This is a genomic window from Pandoraea anhela, from assembly GCF_902459655.1.
Classification (GTDB): domain Bacteria; phylum Pseudomonadota; class Gammaproteobacteria; order Burkholderiales; family Burkholderiaceae; genus Pandoraea; species Pandoraea anhela.
In genome coordinates this window covers 39204-60488 of the sequence record NZ_CABPSB010000009.1, presented here as the reverse complement: position 1 = coordinate 60488, position 21285 = coordinate 39204, and the positions used below count along the sequence as shown (strand labels likewise).

Below are 21285 nucleotides of genomic sequence, written 5' to 3'. Positions count from 1 at the left end.
ATGCGCCCTTGATGCCCCCCCCCCCCCCGGATGTCCTGCGATGCCGCCGACATCGCAACGCCGTATTCAAACATCGGCCATTGACGCTATACTCCGCAGCGTGAAACTGCTTCGACTTCTCCTCGTTCTGTTGTTGTGCGCAACGCTTCCCCTTAGCGGGCTGGCGGCCAGTGGCATGACGGGCGACTGTCCGATGCAGATGTCGATGTCCGGCGAACGGGCCGACATGACCGCAATGAGCACGATGGCCGCAATGGACATGGCGGGCGTGGCGTCATCGATGGACGTGAGCGCCGCGGCGACCCCGGCTACCATGGATCATTGCGACAGTATGTCGATGCCCTCCGGCGGCAAAACCAAAGCGCCGTTGTGCAAGGTCGCGGCGCAATGCAACCTCGGCAGCCTCTATCACCCGGCGATCACCCCCGAAGTCGCACGCGGGGCGAGCATCGCCCGCAAGACCGATTTCTTCTACACCGACGCCCTGCGCTCGCGTGCACCCGACGGCCTCTGGCGTCCACCCACCTCGCTGTAACCCCCTGCACTGACCATTGGTTCGCCGTCTGAACGGCGAGATCGTCCTTTTCAGGACGCGAATGCCGCATGGCATTCGTACGCGTGGGGTTTCACATGCATCCGATTTTCAACGCACCGGGCGACCGGCGCGTCAGCGCACGCGCGTGCGCAGTATTTCTCCTGCTCTGCGCCGTGAGCACCACGGCGCTGGCACAGGACGCAGGACTGTCGTTAGAGGCTTCCCTGCAATCGGCGATGGATCGTTCCGCTTCGCTGCAAGCGGCGCAGGCATCCGTCAGGGCGAGCACACAGGCCGCCGCCCGTGCCGGCCAGTTGCCCGATCCCGAATTGAAGGCAGGCATCGACAACCTGCCCGTCAACGGGGATCAGCGGTTCACCGTCGGCCAGGACTTCATGACGATGCGACGCATCGGCATCGAACAGGAGTGGGTGTCATCGGATAAGCGGCGGCTACGTTCGGACTTCGGCGATCGCGTCGTCGACCGGCAGCGCTCCGGGTATCTGGCGCAAGTCGCCAACGTGCGGCAGCAGACCGCCTCGGCGTGGCTGAACGCCGTCTACGCAAAGCAATCCGAGGCGCTTACCCAAGCGCTCGTCTCGCACATGACCGACGAACTCGGTGCGACGACCGCATCGTTTCGGGGCGCGAAGGCCACCGCCAACGATGTCGCGCAGGCCCGACAGATGCTGGCGCTCGCGCAGGATCAGGCGCTCAAGGCCCAGCAAGCCGAGCGCACCGCGCTCATCGCCCTGTCGCGCTGGACCGTCACGCCCGTCACCGACGTGTCGGGCGAGCCGCCGGCGCTGGATTCGTCGGTGCCCTCGCTGAGCCCGGAACAACTGGCGCGCGTGCAGCCGATGCTTGCGCAAGGTGCGGACGACATTGCCGTCGCCGACGCGGACACGGCAGTCGCCACCAGCAATCGCACGCCGAACTGGAAATGGGAGGTGTCGTACCAGCAGCGTGGCGCACAGTACTCGAACATGGTGTCCATCGGCGTGAGCATTCCCCTGCCGATCAACCGCGCGCAGCGTCAGGATCGCGACGTCGCGGAGAAGGCCGAACTCGCCGACCGGGCGCGTCTGACCTATCAGGACACCCAACGCCAGGTCGAAGCGGACATTCGCACCCTCGCCGCCACACTCTCGAGCGGGCGCGAGCGCATCGCGAACCTCCAGAGCACCCTCCTGCCCGCCGCCGAGCAACGCGTGGCGCTCGCCGCTGCCGCCTACCGGGCCGGCACCGGCTCGCTGGCCGACGTTTTCGCGTCGCGACGCAGCCTGCTCGACGCACAACTCCAGGTCATCGACCTGCGGCGCGACGTCTCGCAGGTCTGGGCTCAGCTCGAGTACCAGGTCATTCCGCCGTCGATGGCAGCCGCCCGTTAAGAGACATCTCCATGAAAAAGACCACTGTAATTTACGCCTGCGCGGCGCTCTTCTCGGCAAGCGCGCTGCTCGCCGTCGGCTATGTCGGCGGACGACATTTCGCGTCGCCGAATGCGGACGAATCGGCGTTCCCGAGCGGCGACGCCAACGCCTCCGGCAAGGCGCGTCGCGTGCTGTACTGGCACGACCCGATGATGCCGAGCCAGCACTTCGACAAACCCGGCAAGTCGCCCTTCATGGACATGCAGCTCATGCCCGTATATGCCGACGACGCCGGATCAGGCGACGGCTCGGCGCAAGGCGCGGGCGGTATCCGCATCGATGCCGGGCTGCAACAGAACCTCGGCATTCGTTATGCGAAGGTGCGTCGTGCGGACGTTGCCGCGGGCTTCGATGTCGTCGGCACCACGCAATTCGACGAGTCGCAGGCGGATGTCGTGCAGTCGCGTGTGACCGGCTACATCGATCGTCTCTACACGAACGCCCCGATGCAGCATGTGGCCCAGGGTGCGCCGGTGGCGTCGCTGTTCGTACCGGACTGGCTCGCACCGCAGGAGGAATTTCTCGCAATGCGCCGCAGCGGCATGAATGGCGCGTTGCTCGACGCCTCCCGCGCCCGCATGCGCGCCCTGTCGATCCCGGAATCGCTGATCGCCGGCATGGAGCGCACCGGGCAACCGCAAACGCATGTGGTGCTGAGCGCGCCACGCGCGGGCGTGCTGACGGAATTGAATGTGCGCAACGGCGCGATGGTCTCGCCGGGCCAGACGCTCGCGAAGGTCGCCGGTCTGTCGAAGCTCTGGCTGGTGGTGGAGATCCCGGAAGCGATGGCGCTGCGTGTGCGCCCCGGCATGCAGGTCGACGCCACGCTCGCCGCCGATAACGCGCCGCACCTTACCGGACGCGTTCGCGAAATCCTCCCCGGCATCAACCCTGGCAGCCGCACGCTGCAAGCGCGCCTCGAACTGGACAACGCCGGCGAGCGCCTCACGCCGGGCATGCTCGTGCGCGCGCATCTGAGCGATGCGAAGCCCGTTTCGCAACTGCTCGTGCCGTCCGAGGCGATCATCACCACGGGCAAGCGCGCCGTCGTGATCGTGCGCAACGGCGATGGGCGCCTGCAACCCGTCAGCGTCACGACGGGCAGCGACATCGGCGCGGAGACGGCGATTCTTCAGGGACTCGCGGAAGGTCAGGAAGTAGTCGCCTCCGGCCAGTTCCTGATCGACTCCGAAGCCAGCCTGAAGTCGGTGTTGCCGAAGCTGTCCGATGCGGCCGCCGTGCCGGCCTCCGCAGCCACGGCGGCAACGGGGGCAACGGCGGCAACGGCGGCAACGGGAGCCATGCAGGACATGCCGGGCATGGCGGCGTCGGGCGCCGCCTCCTCGGAAGGAGACCGTCAATGATTGCGCGTCTCATTCGCTGGTCGATTCACAACCGGCTGCTGGTACTGCTCGCGTCGCTGCTGATCGCCGCGTGGGGCGTCTACTCGGTCACGCAAACGCCGCTGGACGCCCTGCCCGACCTCTCGGATACGCAGGTCATCATCAAAGCCTCGTATCCGGGCAAAGCACCGCAGGTCATCGAAGATCAGGTGACGTACCCGCTCACCACCACACTGCTCGGCGTGCCCGGCGCGAAGACGATTCGCGCGTATTCGTCGTTCGGCGACGCCTTCGTCTACGTGCTGTTCGACGACAAGACGGATCAGTATTGGGCGCGCTCGCGCGTGCTGGAGTATCTGAATCAGGTGCAAAGTCGTCTGCCGCCGGGGGCGAAGGTGTCGCTCGGCCCCGACGCGACCGGGGTGGGCTGGGTCTACGAGTACGCACTCGTCGACCGCACCGGGCGTCACGATCTGGGGCAACTGCGGGCGCTGAACGACTGGTTCCTGAAGTTCGAACTCAAGGCCGTGCCGGACGTCTCCGAAGTCGCCTCCATCGGCGGCATGGTGCGCCAGTATCAGGTCGTGCTCGACCCCGACAAGCTGCGTGCGTTCGGCATCTCGCAGGCGACGGTCGCCGAGGCGCTGTCGAAGGCCAATCAGGCGTCCGGCGGCTCGGTCGTCGAGATGGCGGAGTCGGAGTACATGGTGCGCTCGACCGCGTATCTGCGCTCGCTCGACGACTTCCGCCATGTCGTGCTTCGCACGGATGCCGGCGGCACGCCGGTACTGCTCGGCGACGTCGCACGCATCCAGGTCGGGCCGGAAATGCGCCGGGGCGTGGCCGAACTCAACGGTCAGGGGGAAGTCGCGGGAGGTGTCGTCGTGATGCGCTCGGGCAAGAACGCACTCACGACCATCGAGGCCGTCAAGGCGAAGCTCGCCGACCTGAAGCGTTCGCTGCCCTCCGGTGTGGAACTGGTCACGACGTACGACCGCTCGCAACTGATCGAGCGCGCCGTCGACAACCTGAAGGACAAGCTCATCGAAGAGTTCGTCATCGTCGGGATCGTTTGCGCGGTCTTCCTGTTCCATCTGCGCAGTGCGCTCGTCGCGATTCTGTCGTTGCCGCTGGGCGTGCTCACGGCGTTCATCGTCATGCGCTATCAGGGCGTGAACGCCAACCTGATGTCCCTTGGCGGCATTGCGATCGCCATCGGCGCCATGATCGACGCCGCCATCGTGATGATCGAGAACGCCCACAAGCATCTCGAAGCGTTCGAGCACGAACATCCCGGCGAACGGCTAAGCCCCGCACGACGATGGACGCTCATCGCCGAGTCGGCCGCCGAAGTCGGCCCCGCCCTGTTCTTCTCGCTGCTGATCATCACACTGTCGTTCATTCCGGTGTTTTCGCTCGAAGGACAGGAGGGGAAGCTCTTCTCGCCACTCGCGTTCACGAAGACGTACACGATCGCGGCGGCGGCAGGCTTGTCGGTGACGCTGGTGCCGGTGCTGATGGGATATCTCATTCGCGGGCGAATTCCGCACGAAGCGTCGAACCCGATCAACCGCGTGCTGATGGCGTTGTACCGGCCGTTGCTCGAAGCGACGTTGCGGCGTCCGTGGGTCGCCATCGGCGCGGCGCTCGTCGCCCTCGCCCTCACGGCGATCCCGATCTCGCGGCTGGGCGGCGAATTCATGCCGCCGCTCGACGAAGGCGATCTGCTGTACATGCCCACGGCGTTGCCGGGTATCTCGGCGTCGAAGGCATCGGAGCTGTTGCAGCAGACCGACCGGCTCATCAAGACCGTGCCAGAAGTCGAGACGGTGTTCGGCAAGTCGGGACGCGCCGACTCGGCCACCGACCCCGCGCCGCTGGAGATGTTCGAGACCACCATCCGGTTCAAGCCACGCGACCAATGGCGGCCGGGCATGACGCCGCAAAAGCTGATCGACGAACTCGACAGTCGGGTCAAAGTGCCTGGCCTGTCGAACGTGTGGGTGCCACCGATCCGCAACCGTCTCGACATGTTGTCGACCGGCATCAAGACGCCCGTGGGCGTGAAGATCTCGGGCCCCGATCTCGCACAGATCGACAAGATTGCAGCGCAGATCGAGGAGACCGTCAGGCAGGCGCCGGGGGTCACGTCCGCGCTCGCGGAGCGACTCAACGGAGGACGTTACGTCGACGTCGACATCGACAGGCTTGCGGCGGCGCGCTACGGATTGGCGATCGCCGATATTCAGGCGGTGGTGGCGTCGGCCGTCGGCGGCGATAACGTCGGCGAAGTCGTGGCGGGCCGCGAACGCTTTCCGATCAATCTTCGCTATCCGCGCGAATTCCGCGACTCGGTGCAGACGCTGCGCGATCTGCCGATCGTGACGGATCGCGGTGCGCAGATTCGGCTGGGCGATGTGGCCGCGATTCGCATCGAAGACGGACCGCCGATGATTCGTAGCGAAAACGCGCGCCTGTCCGGGTACGTCTACATCGATATCCGGAACACCGATCTGCAAACGGCGGTCGCCGGCATGCAGAAGCTCGTCGCCGAGAAAGTCGCTGTGCCCCCGGGCTACTCCATCGCATGGTCGGGGCAGTTCGAGTATCTCGAACGGGCGGCGGCGAAGCTGCGCACCGTGATTCCCATCACCCTCGCCGTGATCTTCGTGCTGCTCTTCCTGACGTTCAACTCCGCCGTCGATGCCTTGATGCTCATGTCGACGATCCCGTTCGCGCTCGTCGGCGGGTTCTGGCTGATCTGGGGTCTCGGGCATGCCGTGTCCGTCGCCACGTCTGTCGGATTCATTGCGCTGGCCGGGGTGGCGGCGGAATTCGGCGTGGTGATGTTGCTGTACCTGAAAGGAGCGCTGGCGCGGCGCGTAGCCAACGCAGAGACGCTCGACGACGCGTTGCTTATCGATGCCATTCGCGAGGGGGCGGTACTGCGGGTGCGCCCCAAGGCCATGACGGTCGCCGTGATTCTCGCGGGCCTCATTCCGATCATGATCGGCCACGGCGCAGGCTCGGAAGTCATGCAACGCATCGCCGCGCCGATGGTCGGCGGCATGATCACCGCCCCGCTGCTTTCCATGTTCGTCATTCCCGCCGCGTGGCTGCTGTTGCAGCGCCGGCGTCTGAAGCGTCTCGCGCGGCATGCGCCCGAGTCCTCCGACACGGCGCATGGAACCGTGTCCGAAGCGGTTCCTTCCGTGGTTTCCGCAGTTGTCCCCTCAGGCACCAACGTGCCGTCCACTCTCTCTGGAGAAAAGCAATGAAGCAAGTTCTTATCGTCTCGGGTGTTCTGCTGGCATCGCTCAGCGCATCGGTGTTTGCCGCCGGCGACATGGGCAATATGGCCATGCCGGCCAAGCCCGCACAGGCGGCACAGGCCGCACAGGCGGCACAGGCCGCACAGGCGGCACAGGCCGCACAGGCGGCACAGGCCGCCGCAGCGGCGAACGCCAGCACGGCGCTGACCGATGCGACGGTCAAAAGCGTCGACGCATCGACGGGCATGGTGATGCTCCAGCACGGCGCGATGGCCAACATCAGCATGCCGGCCATGACGATGGCGTACAAGGCGAAGGACGCGGCGATGGCCAAGGGCGTTCATGCCGGCGAGAAAGTGCGGGTGCGCGTGGAAAACGTGGACGGCACATTGACCATCGTACGCATGGACAAGTAAGCGACGAGCGCCCCGGGCGACGGGTCTCCCAACACGGCAGGCCCGTCGCCCGGGCATGCCATGGCAACGCAACGTCCTCCGGGCCGGGGGCGTCTGACGGGAACTTCATGCACTACATGAAGTTTTCCCTTGCCTTTTTGCAAACACTGTACAAAAATACAGCCACCTGTGCTTCCATACAGTGATGCCATGATCAAACTTACCGCCCGTCAACAGCAGGTCTACGAACTGGTTCAGCAAGCGATCGAGCGCACCGGCTTTCCGCCGACGCGTGCGGAGATTGCCGCCGAACTGGGCTTTTCTTCCGCCAACGCTGCGGAGGAGCACCTGCGGGCGCTGGCGCGCAAAGGGGTGATCGAGCTCGCCGCCGGTCAGTCGCGCGGTATCCGCCTCAAACGTCTGGACGAAGCCGGCGGCGCCCATCAGTTCACGCTGCCGCATATGGGCCTGATGCAACTGTCGCTGCCGCTGGTCGGTCGCGTCGCTGCGGGTAGCCCGATTCTGGCGCAGGAACATATCGAACGTAACTTCCAGTGCGACCCGAACCTGTTCGCGCGCCAACCCGACTACCTGCTGAAGGTGCGCGGGATGTCGATGCGCGATGCGGGCATTCTCGACGGCGATCTGCTGGCTGTGCAGAAAGCCGCCGACGCACGCGAAGGCCAGATCGTCGTGGCGCGCATTGGCGACGACGTGACCGTCAAACGCTTTCACCGTGTGAAGGGCGGCGTCGAGCTGATCGCCGAAAATCCCGACTTCGAAAACATCAATGTCGACGAAGGCAGCGGTGATTTTGCGTTGGAAGGGATTGCGGTCGGTCTGATCCGCAACAACGATCTCTGACCGTCGTTCCGCGCGAATTCCGGGGCCGCAAAAACGCAGCAGTCATGTCGTAATCGCGTCACGCTACGCCCCATTCCCTGAAGTTTTGCATTTCCGACTGCGCCGGGCTGGGTCCGGCGCCCGGGCCCTGCTGTGCCTGCGATTTGTGATGACGTTTTGCGACGCACATCTCAACCCTTCGCACCGCAGCGAGGCACGTCCCTCCGACCCGCATTGGAAGAAGGATCGCATCATGGCTCGACTCTTTGGTTTGCTGCGTACGTCTCTTGGTCAATCGCGCGTGCGCGTATCGTCACAAACGCGCCTCTCGGCGGTGTATGGACTGTCGGCATTGTCCGGCCCGTTCGCTTCGGCCCCCGCCATCGCGCGCTCGTACACGATACCGGCCCGAACCCGAACCACGACCCTGCCGCGTACGATCGCCGCCGCCATGGCGACAGCCACGCGGCGCGCCTGCCCTGCCGGAAAAGCCGTCAACGCATCGCGCAATGTGCGCGAGCAGCAAGCGCGGCGTGACGCCCCGGCCACGCAGGAAACTCTGGATGTCCGCGTGTACCGCGACCGGTCGCACATCGTGATGGTCGGCACGTTCGCGGACATCTGCCGCAAACTCGATCAGGCGGTCGGCGAACAATTCTGTCAGGCAGCGGTGTAATGCAAACCGTTGCACGAGACCGATGCGTCGCTCGCTGCGCATCGGTGGCGCGGTCCCGCTCAGTTGGTGCTTAGTTGGTGCTTAGTTGCTGCCTGATCGACCTCAATCGAGCTTAGTCGTGCCTAGCCGGGCTTGATCCGACGGACTCCGACGTCTTGCCAAGATCGCGCAGCGGGTTGTCGGCGTCATGACGCTTGCCGTCGAAGAATCGCTCGATATCTTCCCGTCTGACCGCTTCGATGCTCGCGTGCTGCCAGCGCGGTTTGTGGTCCTTGTCGACCACCATCGCGCGAATGCCCTCCACGCCCTCTGCGCCGATGCGACCGTCGAGGTTGAAGACGCTGCGCATCATCAGCCATTCCTCGCGCAATTCGTCCGCCAATGACAACTTGCGAGCGCGGCGCACCTGTTCCAGCGCCACACACACCATGAGCGGCGAGCGCTTCGTGCGCAGCAGGTCTTCCGTCTCCTCCGCCCAACCGGAGTACTCGCAACGCGCTTCAAGTTTTAGCGCATGCAGGATCGCCGGCATGTCCGCCAGCCCGAAGTGCTCGTCGATCACGTCGCGCAACGGCGCCAGCTTACCCGGTGCGAGTCCGGCCGGCGGGAGACTTTCGCGGCAGAACGTGCGCGCAGCGTCGAGCACGGCTTCGCTGTCCGGCCAGTCGTGATTGGCGAGATGCTCGCACAGTGCCGGCAACGAGGCACGTGGCAGCACCGCATCGGCCAGACCGATTTCACAGGCATCGACCGCCCCGAACACAATACCTGTCGTCCCCAGGTACTCGCCAAGATGCCCAGCCAGATTCGCGAGAAAGAAGCCACCGCCGACATCCGGGAACAGACCGATGGCCGTCTCGGGCATCGCCATGCGCGTCGCTTCCGTCACGATGCGCAGCGCAGCGCCTTGCGAAATCCCCATTCCCCCACCCATCACAACGCCATCCATCAGTGCGATGTAAGGCTTCGGGTACGAAGCGATGGTGTAGTTCAGCACGTACTCGTCGGTGAAGAAATCCATGATGTCCGTACGCCCTGCACTGATGGCCTCATGGAAATAGCGAATGTCGCCGCCCGCGCATAACCCCTTCTCCCCCTCACCCTGCAACACCACACCGAGCACCGTCGGATCGTCACGCCACTCGGCAAGCGTCGATGCTATCGCACGAATCATGTCGTGCGACAGCGCGTTGAGGGCTTTCGGACGCGTCAGCGTGATAACGCCGATGCGGCCACGGATTTCGGTTCGAACAAATTCGGTCATGTCTGGCGGAGATTCAAAAGCGTCAACGACACGGATGCGATAGCGCCCGCCTATCCTGCACAGGCAGCTCACGATCCTTGCGGGCAATGGACTGCCGGCGCACGCGGGATAAGCAAAGACATCCTCGGGACGACAAACAAAAAAGCCGGCGCAATGCACCGGCTTCTCTTCCAACAAACTGGCGCCTCGGCGCATGCAGACCATCGTCCGCCGCGCCGCCGCACCATCGCCGGCCTTACTTCTCTTCGCGCGAGGCGCGCTTGCGCTCGTGTTCCTTCAGGTGACGCTTGCGCAGGCGGATCGTCAGCGGCGTGACTTCGACCAGCTCATCGTCGTCGATGAATTCCACGGCGTATTCCAGGTTCAGCGCGATCGGCGGCACCAGACGCACGGCTTCGTCGGTACCCGACGCACGTACGTTCGTGAGCTGCTTGCCCTTGATCGGGTTGACCACGAGGTCGTTGTCGCGGCTGTGGATACCGATGATCATGCCTTCGTACAGCGCGTCGCCCGGCGAGACGAACATGCGGCCGCGATCTTGCAGCTTCCACAGGGCATAAGCCACGGCAGCGCCGTCGTCCTGCGAGATCAGCACGCCGTTGCGACGCTCACCCAGCGAACCGTCCTTGAGCGGTGCGTACGCATCGAAGATGTGGCTCATCAGGCCCGTACCACGGGTCATCGACAGGAAATCGCCTTGGAAACCGATCAGACCACGTGCCGGAATGCGGTACTCGAGGCGCGTGCGGCCACGGCCGTCCGACACCATGTCCAGCATTTCGCCCTTGCGGCGGCCGATTTCTTCCATGACCGCGCCCTGATGTTCGTCTTCCAGGTCGATGGTCAGCATTTCGTACGGCTCGTGCTTCACGCCGTCGATTTCCTTGAGCACCACGCGCGGACGCGACACGGCCAGTTCATAGCCTTCGCGACGCATGTTCTCGATCAGAATCGTCAGGTGAAGTTCGCCACGGCCCGACACTTCGAAGACGGAATCCTCGTCGGTGTCCTTCACGCGCAGCGCCACGTTGTGATTCAGTTCCTTGTCCAGACGGTCGCGGATCTGACGGCTCGTCACGAACTTGCCTTCACGGCCGGCCAGCGGCGACGTGTTCACGCAGAAGTTCATCGTGAGCGTCGGCTCATCGACGGTCAGCAACGGCAGCGCCTCGGGCGTTTCCACGTCGCAGATCGTCGCGCCAATACCCACGTCTTCGATACCGTTGATCAGCACGATGTCGCCGGCTTGCGCGCCGTCTTCCGACATCACACGCTCCAGCCCCTTGAACGTCAGGACCTGGTTGATCTTGCGCTTGAGAATTTCACCGTCCGGACCCGAACGCATGACGACTTGCTGGCCCGGCTTGATGCGGCCGCGCGTAATACGGCCGATACCGATACGGCCGACGAACGTCGAGTAGTCGAGCGAGCTGATCTGCAATTGCAGCGGCGCATCCGGATCGGCGTCGCGCACCGGCACGTGTTCGAGAATCGCATCGAACAGCGGCTTCATCGTGCCTTCGCGAACGTTCGAATCGAGGCTGGCGAAACCGTTCAGGGCCGACGCGTACACGACCGGGAAGTCGAGCTGCTCGTTGGTCGCGCCGAGCTTGTCCATCAGGTCGAAGGTCTGGTCGATGACCCAGTCCGGACGTGCGCCCGGACGGTCGATCTTGTTGACCACGACGATCGGCTTCAGACCGAGGCCCAACGCCTTGCGGGTCACGAAGCGCGTTTGCGGCATCGGGCCTTCGACGGCGTCGACGACCAGCAACACGCTGTCGACCATCGACAGCACACGCTCCACTTCACCGCCGAAGTCCGCGTGTCCCGGCGTGTCGACGATGTTGATGTGCGTGCCCTCGTACTCGACGGCGCAGTTTTTGGCGAGGATCGTGATGCCGCGCTCTTTTTCAATGTCGTTCGAGTCCATCACGCGTTCAGCGACTTGCTGGTTTTCGCGGAAGGTGCCCGACTGGCGCAGCAACTGGTCGACGAGCGTGGTTTTGCCGTGGTCGACGTGCGCGATGATGGCGATATTACGGAGAGCGCGGGTCATGAAAGAGGTGCTCGAAAAAGCCTTTGGAGAATCCGCGATTCTACCACTTGCGTATGTCCCACGTCATGGCCTTTCTGCATTGCAGCAACGCCGGGCGACTTTGACTCGCCAGCGTCACAAAATTTTCGCCACCCCGTTTCGGTTTCGCCCCCCCTCAACTTCCTCGCGGCGCCCGTCAATTAGAGCATTTCGTCTAGACATTTGCGCAATATTTGCCTAGACAACTATTGCATCGACTTGAAATTAATTAAGTACCCACTATAATCATGCCAAGTCAACTATTGCAGCTGCACGAAAATGTCCGAATCTCCCGTGACCTCCGCCGCGACCGCACCGACCTCCCAGCCGGAAGCGCCGCAAGCCGATCCGCCACGCAACGGCTACAACATCGACGATTCGCTCGGGTATCTGGTGGCGCGTGTGCGTCAGCTGATCCTCGCGGAACTGACGAAGGAGACGTCGCAGTACGGGCTCACCAGCACGCAGGCGACCATGCTCTACAAGGTGGCGACGGGCAAAAGCAAGACGGCGGCCGATCTGGCGCGTGACTACTGTATCGACGCGAGCGCAGTGACCCGCCTGCTCGACCGGCTCGAAGCCCACGGACTGCTCGTTCGCGAGCGCAGCAAGACGGACCGGCGCACCGTGAACCTGAGGGCGACCGAAGCCGGCTATGCCATGGCCGACCGGATGCCGGACATTTTTACGCGCGCCGCCGACCATCTGATGCGCGGATTCAGCGTGGAGGAAGTGGGGTTTCTGAAGAGCCTGCTGCGACGCGTGATCGCCAACGGCGACGTCGGATGACGGCGACCACCCGCCCCCCGACCTCCCGATCGTGTCCGAAACACGTCGATTTCCGTTCGGAAAAGCCTGCCGAGTCCACTGAGTCCACTATTTCGTGCCCTCGTCAGCGCCAGCACCCGATACATGCCAGTACAAGACTTCACTCGTAAAGGTTTTGCGATGAAAGCGGTTTCACCATTCCTCCCGCGCTTGCGGGCTCGCTCAGCGATTTCCGCCATTTGTCTGGCGGCTGTCACGTTGGGCTTTGCCGGTTGTGCGAACTTCGCCGGCATTCACAGCGACAAGCAGATCAGCACGCCCGACCAGTATCAGACGCAGCGCAGCCTGCCCGCCGAGGGCGGCCAGTGGCCGGGCACCGACTGGGCACAGCGCTTCGGCGATCCGCAGCTCGTGTCCCTGATCGACGAAGCGCTCGCGGGCAACCCCGATCTGGCTATGGCTGCGGCCCGTCTGAAGGCCGCGCGGGCTCAGACCGAAGGCGCCGCCGCCGCGTTGCTGCCGTCGGTCGGCTTTTCGGGCGACGTCTATCGCGAAAAATTCACCGAAAACACGATCTATCCGCCGGGCTACGGCGGCACATGGTTCACGCAAGGCGATCTGAACGCCTCGCTGTCGTGGGAACTCGATCTCTGGGGCAAAAACCGTTCGGCACGCGCACAGGCCACGTCGGCCGAGCGTGCCGAAGACGCCGAAGATCAGGAAGTGCGTCTCGCCCTGTCGACGGCCGTTGCCCGTTCGTATAACCAGCTCGCGCAGCAATACGCATTGCACGATGTGCTGGCGCGCATCGGCAAGCAGCGCCAGACCCTCGGCAAGCTCACGTCCGACCGCGTGCGCGCCGGTCTCGACACGCAAGTCGAGCAGCAACAGGCCGACAGCAATAGCGCCGACATTCAGACGCAGATCGCCCAGCTCGACGGCCAGATCCTGCTCACGCGCCACCAACTCGGCGTCCTGCTCGGCAAGGGCCCGGATCGCGGTCTGGACATCGCGCCGCCGAAGCTCGCCCAGTTGCCCACACCCGCGTTGCCCGACAACCTGCCGCTCGCCCTGCTCGGGCGTCGCCCGGACATCGTCTCGGCACGCTGGGGGGTGGAATCGCAACTGCAGGGCGTCGATGTCGCCAAGGCGCGTTTCTATCCGGACGTGAACCTGAACGCCGCCTTCGGCTTCTCCACGTTCGGGCTCGGCAAGCTGCTCGATCCGACCAGCCAGAACATTCAGGCCGGTCCGGTGATCTCGCTACCGATCTTCGACGGTGGTCGTCTGCGCGCCAACCTGAAGGGCCAGTACGCCGCGTATGAAAGCGCGGTGGCGAACTACGACGCCACGCTCAACAAGGCGCTCGGCGACATCGCCGACCGCATGTCGTCGATCCGTTCGGCCGACAAGCAGATGGTGTCGCAGCGCGTGGCGCAGGACGCCGCACAGCGCGCCTACGACCTGGCGATCGATCGCTACAAAGCAGGCCTCACGCCGCAGCTGACCGTGCTCACCGCCGAGTCGTCGCTGCTCGCGCAGCAACAGGCGCGCGTGAACATCGACTTCGCGCGGCGCGACCAGCAGATCGGCCTGATCAAGGCCCTCGGCGGCGGTTTCGACGCACAGGCCGCGGGCCTCGTCGTCGGACAGGAACGCCCCTCGACGACGGACGGCGAATCCGTCAACGCGCAATCGCATTAATGCACGCATGCACTGAGCGCCACGCAAAACAAGACAAACGTCAAAAAGCACATTGAGAGATAAGTACGGAGCAAATGATGAGCGAGAACCAACAGCAAGCGCCCGCCCAGCCGGCGCAGAACAATAACAAACGACGTCGCATGATGCTGACGCTGACGGCTGTGATCGCCATCGCGGCCATCGGCTACGGCGCTTACTACGCGCTGTATGCGCGTTATTACGAAGACACCGACGACGCATACGTCGCCGGCAACGTGGTCCAGATCACGCCGCAAGTGGCAGGCACCGTGACCGGCGTGAAGGCCGACGACACGCAGATGGTCAAGGCCGGCCAGCCGCTGGTCACGCTGGATCAGACCGACGCCCGCGTCGCCCTGCTGCAAGCCGAGGCGAATCTCGCGCAGACGGTGCGTCAGGTGCGCACGTACTTCGTGAACAACGATGCCTATGCCGCGACCGTCGCCATGCGCGAATCGGAACTGACAAAGGCGCAGGCCGACGTGAAGCGTCGCGAGATGGCGATCGCCACCGGCGCCGTGTCGCGCGAAGAACTCGCCCACGCGCAGGACGCCGTGAAGTCCGCGCAAGCCGCCCTCGAACAGGCGCGCGCGCAGTTGGTGTCGAACAAGGCGCTCACGGACAAGACCTCGGTCACCACCCATCCGAACGTGCAGCAAGCGGCGGCCAAGGTGCGCGCCGCCTATCTCGACTACGCGCGTACGTCGATCCCCGCCCCGGTGGACGGCTATGTGGCCAAACGTTCGGTACAGGTCGGCCAGCGTGTGGCGACGGGTGCGCCGCTCATGGCGCTGGTGCCGCTCAACGAAGTCTGGGTCGACGCCAACTTCAAGGAAGTGCAGATCGCGCACATGCGTGTCGGTCAGCCGGTGACGCTCACGGCAGACGTCTATGGCTCGTCGGTGGAATACAAGGGCACGGTCGCCGGCTTCTCCGCAGGCACGGGCAGCGCGTTCTCGCTGCTCCCGGCGCAGAACGCCACGGGCAACTGGATCAAGGTGGTGCAACGTTTGCCGGTACGTATCGCGCTCGATGCGAAGCAGTTGGAGCAACATCCGCTGCGCGTCGGTCTGTCGATGCAGGTCAAGGTCAACGTGCGTAACACCGACGGCAAGGAACTGGGCGAAGCGCCCGCCCTGCCGGTGTATTCGACCGACGTGTACGACAAGGTCGGTCACGACGCCGACGACATCGTCGCGAAAATCATTACCGAGAACGCCGGAGCGAGCGCCAATACGGGCGCAAACACCGGCGGCGCCAACGACACGCGCAATCAGCCGGCCCGCGCGCGTCCCCTGTAAATCGGAGGGGGGTGCCCCCACCCCCTTTGACATCTCATGGCAACTCAAAACGCTCCTGCCCCGCTCTCGGGAGGGCAGCTGGTACTCGGCACCATCGCGTTGTCGCTCGCCACGTTCATGAACGTGCTCGACACATCGATTGCCAACGTATCCATTCCCGCCATCTCCGGCGACCTCGGTGTCTCGTCGAGCCAGGGCACGTGGGTGATTACGTCGTTCGCCGTCGCCAACGCCATTTCGGTGCCCCTGACCGGCTGGCTGACGGAGCGCTTCGGCGCAGTGCGACTGTTCATCTCGTCCATCCTGCTGTTCGTGCTGGCATCGTGGCTGTGCGGCATGGCGCCGACGCTCGAAATCCTGCTCGCGGCACGCGTGCTGCAAGGCGCCGTGGCCGGGCCGATGATCCCGCTATCGCAATCGTTGCTGCTCTCGAGCTATCCGCCCGCCAAGAGTTCGATGGCCCTCGCCTTATGGGGCATGACAACGCTCGTGGCGCCAGTGATGGGGCCGATTCTCGGTGGATGGATCTCGGACAATTATCACTGGCCGTGGATCTTCTACATCAACATTCCCGTCGGCATCGGCGCGGCTTACGTAACCTGGCTCATTTATGCCAAGCGTGAGACACCGACACACCGCAAGCCGATCGACACCGTCGGACTGGCCTTGCTGGTGCTGTGGGTCGGTTCATTACAGGTGATGCTCGACAAGGGCAAGGAACTCGACTGGTTCAACTCGTCGACCATCGTCGTGCTTGCGCTCGTGGCGCTGGTGTCGTTCTGCTTCTTCGTGGTGTGGGAAATTACCGAGAAACATCCGGTGGTCGATCTCACACTGTTCAAGCGGATCAATTTCACCGGCGGCGTCATCGCGATTTCCGTGGGCTACGGGTTGTTCTTCGGCAACCTGGTGATCCTGCCGCAGTGGCTTCAGATCTATCTCGGCTATACGGCGACGGAAGCCGGTCTGGTGATGGCGCCCGTGGGACTGTTCGCCATCATTTTGTCGCCGATCATCGGCAAGTTCCTGCCCAAGCTCGATGCCCGCTGGGTCGTGACCGTCTCGTTCCTGCTGTTCGCCCTCGTGTTCCTGATGCGCTCGCACTTCAACACGCTGGTCGACACCCGCACGCTGATGATCCCGACCTTCCTGCAAGGCGTGCCGATGTCGATGTTCTTCATCCCGCTCACGGCCATCATCCTGTCGGGGTTGCCGGGACACCGCATTCCGGCGGCGGCGGGGCTGTCGAATTTCGTGCGGATCACCTGCGGTGCAGTAGGGACGTCGATCGCCACGACCGTTTGGGACAACCGGATCTCGCTGCACCATGCGCAGCTCACGGAGAACCTGACACCGTACGATGCAACGTTCAACGGCTCCGTGCAGTCGCTCAATCAGTTGGGCATGTCCACACCGCAGGCACACGGCTACATCGACCGGTTGGTGACGCAGCAATCCGCCATGCTCGGCGCGAACGACATCTTCTGGATCTCGGCCGTGTTGTTCGTGCTGATGATCGCGATGGTGTGGATCACGCGTCCGATCCGTGGTGGCGGCAGCGGTGCCGACGCCGCCGCCGGCGCCCACTGACGCAACAGGCTTCCCCCCGAGTGCCCGGCCTTGTGCTGTCCTACCGGGCACTGCTTGAACCCCGCTGAGGTTAGCGGGGTTTTTTTATGGGGACGCGCGAGTCGGCAGGGGACGGCGGGGCGGTGGTACGCGTTAGTCAGTGACCCGGCAACACGCGAACCGACCTGCGCACTTCGTCTATCAAAGCAGATCTTCGCGTTATCGCGCCACGCGAACGTCCGGGCGTTGGACGATAAGGGGCATTCGGCTTCCTTACACACGATCATCGTCCCTTCACTCGCCCAATGCCCAAAGTTCCCTCCCGACCCGCCGGCGACGCGTACCGCGCGCGCGACCTCTCGAATCCGATCTCGCCCGGCACATCCTCGCGACAACACAGGGAACCGACGCGCACCGTCACCCGCCCGCTCGGCATGCCGGCCGGCGCCGCGCCGCGCACCGGTGCCCCGACCCCTTCGCCCCAGGCGCGCACCTTGCGACAACCGTTGCCGGGCGACCTTCGGCCTACCCCCGCCGCTCAAGGCTCGGCTGCCGGCGCCGAGCCCTCGCCCGCCGTCAGCGATGGGGGCTGGCGTCATCTGATTGGGCAACTGGGCCAACTCGACGCGCCGCCCTCGCCATTGCACTGCCTTGTGGCCGTCCCACCCCCCGCCGGTCCGCATCTGACGTGGATTCCCCCGGCGCACGACAGCATGGACGTGTACGCCCCGTCCGTCGCGCCCCCCGTCGCAGGCGCAAAAGAAGCGAAGGAAATCGTCAGGCAGGTCGTCAATCAGGCGATTCGCGCGTTGCCGGAGACCGACCGGAATGCCCCCGACATTCTGTTTCCCGAACAGCATCAGGCGAGATTTAACGCCGACAACGGCCCGCTCGACGCCCGCGACGTCATGACGCTTGCCGGAAAAATCGAGGACCGGCTGGCGCAATATGCTTCGCCTCCCACGGTGAAGCTGCGCCTGCCGGTCTCGGCGTCGAACCGGGGCGATCTGCTGCCGTTTCTGAACAAAATCGCACCGGGCAGCTACCTCAGCGCTCATCGGGTGAGCAATGACGAAATCGTCCTGACCAGCCGCCTCAAACGTACGCCAGGCCAGGGAGAGAAGCTTGCCCAGCATGCGCTGATGCAATGCTTCGACGATGCGTGGGCCGCGCTGGGCGCCACGGGCACGTCGTTGCCGCAGCAACAGCGAATCGATCTCAAACGGGACTTCGTCGGCACCCCGCTCACGGCCCAAAACGCCATCGATCTGCTGCAAAACATTACCGTGCTCTCGGAGGATCACCGCATTTCCCGGCCGGGCAACACGCCCGATGCCGCCCCCCCCGCCCCCCACGTCGACCGAAGCGATCGCGTGGCTGATCGATCTCGCGGATCAGGGTGTGCGTGCCCCGTCGACCGGGCCTGCGCACAAACAGTTGTTCACCCTGGTGGGCCAGCAAGCCAGGCAGCATTGGCTTACCGACAGACTCGATACCGCTTCCACCATCAATTTCCTGACGGGGCTCAATCGCCACCTCCAGACGATTCAGGACCCGTTGGTCCAGCGCACCGCACAGGCGCTCGATCGCAAGATCGGCGGACTCCGGTCCCACGGTCCGGAGGGGCCGCCGGCAACGCGCCTGAACGATAACGTCAACGGCCGGAAATGGGAGAGCGCGTTTGCCGAGACGCTGGCGACGAACCCGTCGCGGGGCATGCTTCGCTCAGCCACCGACATGCGCCGACTGCTATCGACGGTACTCGCGAGGTGCACGCCCGAGCAGCAGACGGCGGTGGCGCTGGGGACCGTCAATCGCATCGAGAGTGCGTATCCCGGCAGTTGGCTGAACGACGACATGGCGAGCACGCGACTCCTGGAAGAGGCCACCCCCGCCGCACTGCGCGCCTTTTTGAATACGCCGGCCACCGACGGGCCGTCCTGCATGGCCACTTATCTGGTGGCGTGCCGATTGCTGGCCGCCATGCAGGACGACGCGCCGAACGTCGCCACGTGGAAAGCAGCGTCCGACAAGAACTATGAAGCTCTGCTCGACGAGCGCGGCGAAGAAAAATTTCCGGAAGACGGCTACCAGACAGGGCCGAATGTCGGCATGCTGATGCGGCATCAGATTTCCCCCAACTTCGTGAACTACGACGACGAGGAAGATGTGCGAGGCGTGTTGTCCAGCGTGACGGACTTCGACGCGCGCACGCCGCAGATTGACGCCGCGCTGGAAACCGGGCGTCCGAGCATCTGGGGCTCCTCCGGCACGACCAACTTTATCCTGCATTTTCTGGCCGATGCCGTGCAAGACCGGCAAACCGCAGATGCCGTCAAACGCATGGACATGAACCACATGGTGCTGGGCCTGGCCACGATGGTGATGCACGACGGTGGGCATTCGCTGTACGAGGTGCTGAGGGTGCTGGACCAAACGGCCGACAAGCTGCCCGACCCGGTGCGTCAACCGCTCGCGCCCGCGCGCGTGCCGGCCTCGAACTACGCCGCCTTCTTCAACCGCTTCGCACACGATCCGGAGACCACGCAACTGCTTCGGACCGCCAATGAGCAGGCGTGGCAATCGACGCTGGCGTACCGGCGGGAACTGCGGGCGTAACGAGGTCCGTGACGAGGTCCGTGACGAGGTCCGTAATGAGGTCCGTAATGAGGTCCGTGACGGCGTTCGGTGAGTCGATGCCGGCATATGCGGCGCGGCCCATGCGCGCCGGCGGACGGCGCATGGGCCGTTCGACCGGCCCGGCCGCGCCGTCAGCCTACGAGGTAGCGCAACGCGGCCGTCGCCACGATGCTGATGACGACGGTCGGCAGCAGCGAAAAGCGTAACGCGACGAACAATGTCACGGCCAGCGCGAGCAGATCCGCGGGACGGTCGGCGACGAACGACGGTGCGATCACCGAAATGAGTACGCACCCCGGCAGGCTTTCCATCACGGCGCGCATGCGCGGGCTGAGCACGCGATCACGCAGAAGCAGAAAACCGACGATACGCGTGGCGTAGGTCGTGGCCGCCATGAGGGCGACCGTGGCGAGCGGCAGAAGCGAAGCGACGTTCAGGACATCAAGCATTGCGCGGCTCCATCAGCACGGCAGCCAGCAGACCGGCCACGGCGCCGGCGGCCACATACCACGAGCCCGGCACGTAAAGATACGTGAGCGCCGCCGCGATGAGGCTCGCCAGCCACGGCAGGCTCTTGCGCATGCCACGCCACATCCCCCGCAGCAAGACGAGGAAGACGGCGGTGAATGCCATATCGAAACCATATCGTTCGATATCGCCAAGCACCGGCCCCAGCACGGCGCCGAGTGCGGTGAACACAATCCATGCGAGCCAGAGATTGACGGCCACACCGAGGTAATACGGCAGACTGACGCGAGACGCGTTGCGCGCCTGCGTATCGGCCAGCGCCATCGCCCATGCTTCGTCGCACATCAGGAAAAGCGACGGCAATGCGCGACGCAACGGCACATGGCGAAGCAACGGTGCGAATGCAGCCCCCATCAGGATATGACGCGAATTGACGAGGCAAGACATGGCCACGATCAATGCCAGATGCGGCGGCGATGTCCAGAGATGGACGGCCGTGAACTCCGATCCGCCGGCGAAATTCATGCCGGTCATGAGCGGCACCAGCCAGGCGGGCATGCCCTTCTGGGTCGCTTGCGCGCCGAGCACCATGGCGAACGGCACGAATCCGAGCATGACCGGCAACGAGGCGCGCATGCCGCGCGCGACTTCGAGTTTGACATCGGACTGCCGTGACGATGCAGCCGAAGAAGACATTCCAGACACAACCACTCCTGCGAAAACTACCGGATGTGCAGCATAGCGGACGTTGCACCGCGCCGTCTTGTATGTTCTTGCGGTTTGCCGCGATGGCGGCCTCCCCGGTCGAGACGGTCAGTGCTGCGGGTGCCGTGGGTGTCGCTGGTGAGGTCATCGCCTGCGCGACGATTTACGCCATTCGCTCGCGTTCGTGCCGGGTGCCGGCAGGCGTCACGCAATCGCAGTATCATTGCGCATCCCCCAGCCCGGGGCCTGCGCGGCGAAATGCCATCGAAGCGCC

16 protein-coding genes are annotated in these 21285 nt (G+C 64.4%); 12 read left to right on the top strand and 4 right to left on the bottom strand.

From position 1 onward, the window contains the following. Nucleotides 1-100: 100 nt before the first annotated feature. From PAN31108_RS14015 to PAN31108_RS13985, 7 genes are all read left to right on the top strand, one after another. A complete protein-coding gene (locus tag PAN31108_RS14015; protein WP_150669441.1) occupies nt 101-535 on the top strand; it encodes a hypothetical protein in 435 nt (144 codons plus the stop codon). A gap of 95 nt (nt 536-630) precedes the next feature. Beyond that, nucleotides 631-1926 (top strand): TolC family protein, encoded by a 1296-nt coding sequence (locus tag PAN31108_RS14010; RefSeq protein ID WP_150669547.1) that lies wholly within the window; start codon nt 631-633, stop codon nt 1924-1926. Between the two features lie 11 nt (nt 1927-1937). Next, nucleotides 1938-3332 carry an efflux RND transporter periplasmic adaptor subunit gene (locus tag PAN31108_RS14005; protein ID WP_150669440.1) on the top strand — a complete coding sequence of 465 codons (1395 nt, stop codon included), beginning with the start codon at nt 1938-1940 and terminating at the stop codon, nt 3330-3332. Continuing rightward, nucleotides 3329-6589, top strand: coding sequence for an efflux RND transporter permease subunit (locus tag PAN31108_RS14000; protein ID WP_150669439.1), 3261 nt, complete (start codon nt 3329-3331; stop codon nt 6587-6589). The genes PAN31108_RS14005 and PAN31108_RS14000 overlap by 4 nt, the downstream gene beginning before the upstream one ends. Beyond that, entirely contained in the window at nt 6586-6999 is a 414-nt protein-coding gene (locus tag PAN31108_RS13995) for a copper-binding protein (protein ID WP_150669438.1), read from the top strand. Before PAN31108_RS14000 ends, PAN31108_RS13995 begins: the two co-directional genes overlap by 4 nt. Before the next feature lie 189 nt (nt 7000-7188). Beyond that, nucleotides 7189-7842 carry a transcriptional repressor LexA gene (gene lexA, locus PAN31108_RS13990; protein WP_150669437.1) on the top strand — a complete coding sequence of 218 codons (654 nt, stop codon included), beginning with the start codon at nt 7189-7191 and terminating at the stop codon, nt 7840-7842. Nucleotides 7843-8074: 232 nt separating this feature from the next. Further along, nucleotides 8075-8497 (top strand): hypothetical protein, encoded by a 423-nt coding sequence (locus PAN31108_RS13985; RefSeq protein ID WP_150669436.1) that lies wholly within the window; start codon nt 8075-8077, stop codon nt 8495-8497. 112 nt (nt 8498-8609) lie between these two features. Here the strand turns inward: PAN31108_RS13985 and PAN31108_RS13980 are convergent, their stop codons facing one another. Then, entirely contained in the window at nt 8610-9761 is a 1152-nt protein-coding gene (locus PAN31108_RS13980) for an enoyl-CoA hydratase/isomerase family protein (RefSeq protein ID WP_150669435.1), read from the bottom strand. 235 nt (nt 9762-9996) lie between these two features. Continuing rightward, nucleotides 9997-11820 (bottom strand): translational GTPase TypA, encoded by a 1824-nt coding sequence (typA, locus tag PAN31108_RS13975; protein ID WP_150669434.1) that lies wholly within the window; start codon nt 11818-11820, stop codon nt 9997-9999. 297 nt (nt 11821-12117) lie between these two features. Between typA and PAN31108_RS13970 the strand changes: the two genes are divergently transcribed. From PAN31108_RS13970 to PAN31108_RS13945, 5 genes are all read left to right on the top strand, one after another. Then, nucleotides 12118-12627: a MarR family winged helix-turn-helix transcriptional regulator gene (locus PAN31108_RS13970; RefSeq protein ID WP_150669433.1), complete on the top strand. Its 510-nt coding sequence runs from the start codon at nt 12118-12120 to the stop codon at nt 12625-12627. Between the two features lie 159 nt (nt 12628-12786). Further along, nucleotides 12787-14310, top strand: coding sequence for an efflux transporter outer membrane subunit (locus tag PAN31108_RS13965; protein ID WP_150669432.1), 1524 nt, complete (start codon nt 12787-12789; stop codon nt 14308-14310). Between the two features lie 77 nt (nt 14311-14387). After that, nucleotides 14388-15629: an HlyD family secretion protein gene (locus tag PAN31108_RS13960; protein ID WP_150669431.1), complete on the top strand. Its 1242-nt coding sequence runs from the start codon at nt 14388-14390 to the stop codon at nt 15627-15629. A gap of 36 nt (nt 15630-15665) precedes the next feature. Next, nucleotides 15666-17219, top strand: a complete 1554-nt coding sequence (locus PAN31108_RS13955; protein WP_150669430.1) for a DHA2 family efflux MFS transporter permease subunit — start codon at nt 15666-15668, stop codon at nt 17217-17219. 1416 nt (nt 17220-18635) lie between these two features. Continuing rightward, on the top strand, nt 18636-19817 hold the full coding sequence (locus PAN31108_RS13945) for a hypothetical protein (RefSeq protein WP_174994982.1): 1182 nt from the start codon (nt 18636-18638) through the stop codon (nt 19815-19817). A gap of 152 nt (nt 19818-19969) precedes the next feature. On the opposite strand, the gene PAN31108_RS13940 is transcribed toward PAN31108_RS13945, so the two are convergent. Both PAN31108_RS13940 and PAN31108_RS13935 read right to left on the bottom strand, forming a co-directional pair. Further along, nucleotides 19970-20287: an AzlD family protein gene (locus PAN31108_RS13940; RefSeq protein WP_150669427.1), complete on the bottom strand. Its 318-nt coding sequence runs from the start codon at nt 20285-20287 to the stop codon at nt 19970-19972. Further along, a complete protein-coding gene (locus PAN31108_RS13935) occupies nt 20280-21002 on the bottom strand; it encodes an AzlC family ABC transporter permease (RefSeq protein WP_150669426.1) in 723 nt (240 codons plus the stop codon). Before PAN31108_RS13935 ends, PAN31108_RS13940 begins: the two co-directional genes overlap by 8 nt. Between the last annotated feature and the right edge of the window lie 283 nt (nt 21003-21285).

What these genes read in the sequence shown, in the direction of transcription:
- PAN31108_RS13995 (WP_150669438.1), top strand. Translation starts at nt 6,586, where the DNA reads ATGAAGCAAGTTCTTATCGTCTCGGGTGTTCTGCTGGCATCGCTCAGC.
- PAN31108_RS13960 (WP_150669431.1), top strand. Translation starts at nt 14,388, where the DNA reads ATGAGCGAGAACCAACAGCAAGCGCCCGCCCAGCCGGCGCAGAACAAT.
- PAN31108_RS13940 (WP_150669427.1), bottom strand. Translation starts at nt 20,287, where the DNA reads ATGCTTGATGTCCTGAACGTCGCTTCGCTTCTGCCGCTCGCCACGGTC.
- PAN31108_RS13935 (WP_150669426.1), bottom strand. Translation starts at nt 21,002, where the DNA reads ATGTCTTCTTCGGCTGCATCGTCACGGCAGTCCGATGTCAAACTCGAA.
- PAN31108_RS13965 (WP_150669432.1), top strand. Translation starts at nt 12,787, where the DNA reads ATGAAAGCGGTTTCACCATTCCTCCCGCGCTTGCGGGCTCGCTCAGCG.
- typA (WP_150669434.1), bottom strand. Translation starts at nt 11,820, where the DNA reads ATGACCCGCGCTCTCCGTAATATCGCCATCATCGCGCACGTCGACCAC.
- PAN31108_RS14010 (WP_150669547.1), top strand. Translation starts at nt 631, where the DNA reads ATGCATCCGATTTTCAACGCACCGGGCGACCGGCGCGTCAGCGCACGC.
- PAN31108_RS13980 (WP_150669435.1), bottom strand. Translation starts at nt 9,761, where the DNA reads ATGACCGAATTTGTTCGAACCGAAATCCGTGGCCGCATCGGCGTTATC.
- PAN31108_RS13985 (WP_150669436.1), top strand. Translation starts at nt 8,075, where the DNA reads ATGGCTCGACTCTTTGGTTTGCTGCGTACGTCTCTTGGTCAATCGCGC.
- PAN31108_RS13955 (WP_150669430.1), top strand. Translation starts at nt 15,666, where the DNA reads ATGGCAACTCAAAACGCTCCTGCCCCGCTCTCGGGAGGGCAGCTGGTA.
- PAN31108_RS13970 (WP_150669433.1), top strand. Translation starts at nt 12,118, where the DNA reads ATGTCCGAATCTCCCGTGACCTCCGCCGCGACCGCACCGACCTCCCAG.
- PAN31108_RS14000 (WP_150669439.1), top strand. Translation starts at nt 3,329, where the DNA reads ATGATTGCGCGTCTCATTCGCTGGTCGATTCACAACCGGCTGCTGGTA.
- PAN31108_RS14005 (WP_150669440.1), top strand. Translation starts at nt 1,938, where the DNA reads ATGAAAAAGACCACTGTAATTTACGCCTGCGCGGCGCTCTTCTCGGCA.
- lexA (WP_150669437.1), top strand. Translation starts at nt 7,189, where the DNA reads ATGATCAAACTTACCGCCCGTCAACAGCAGGTCTACGAACTGGTTCAG.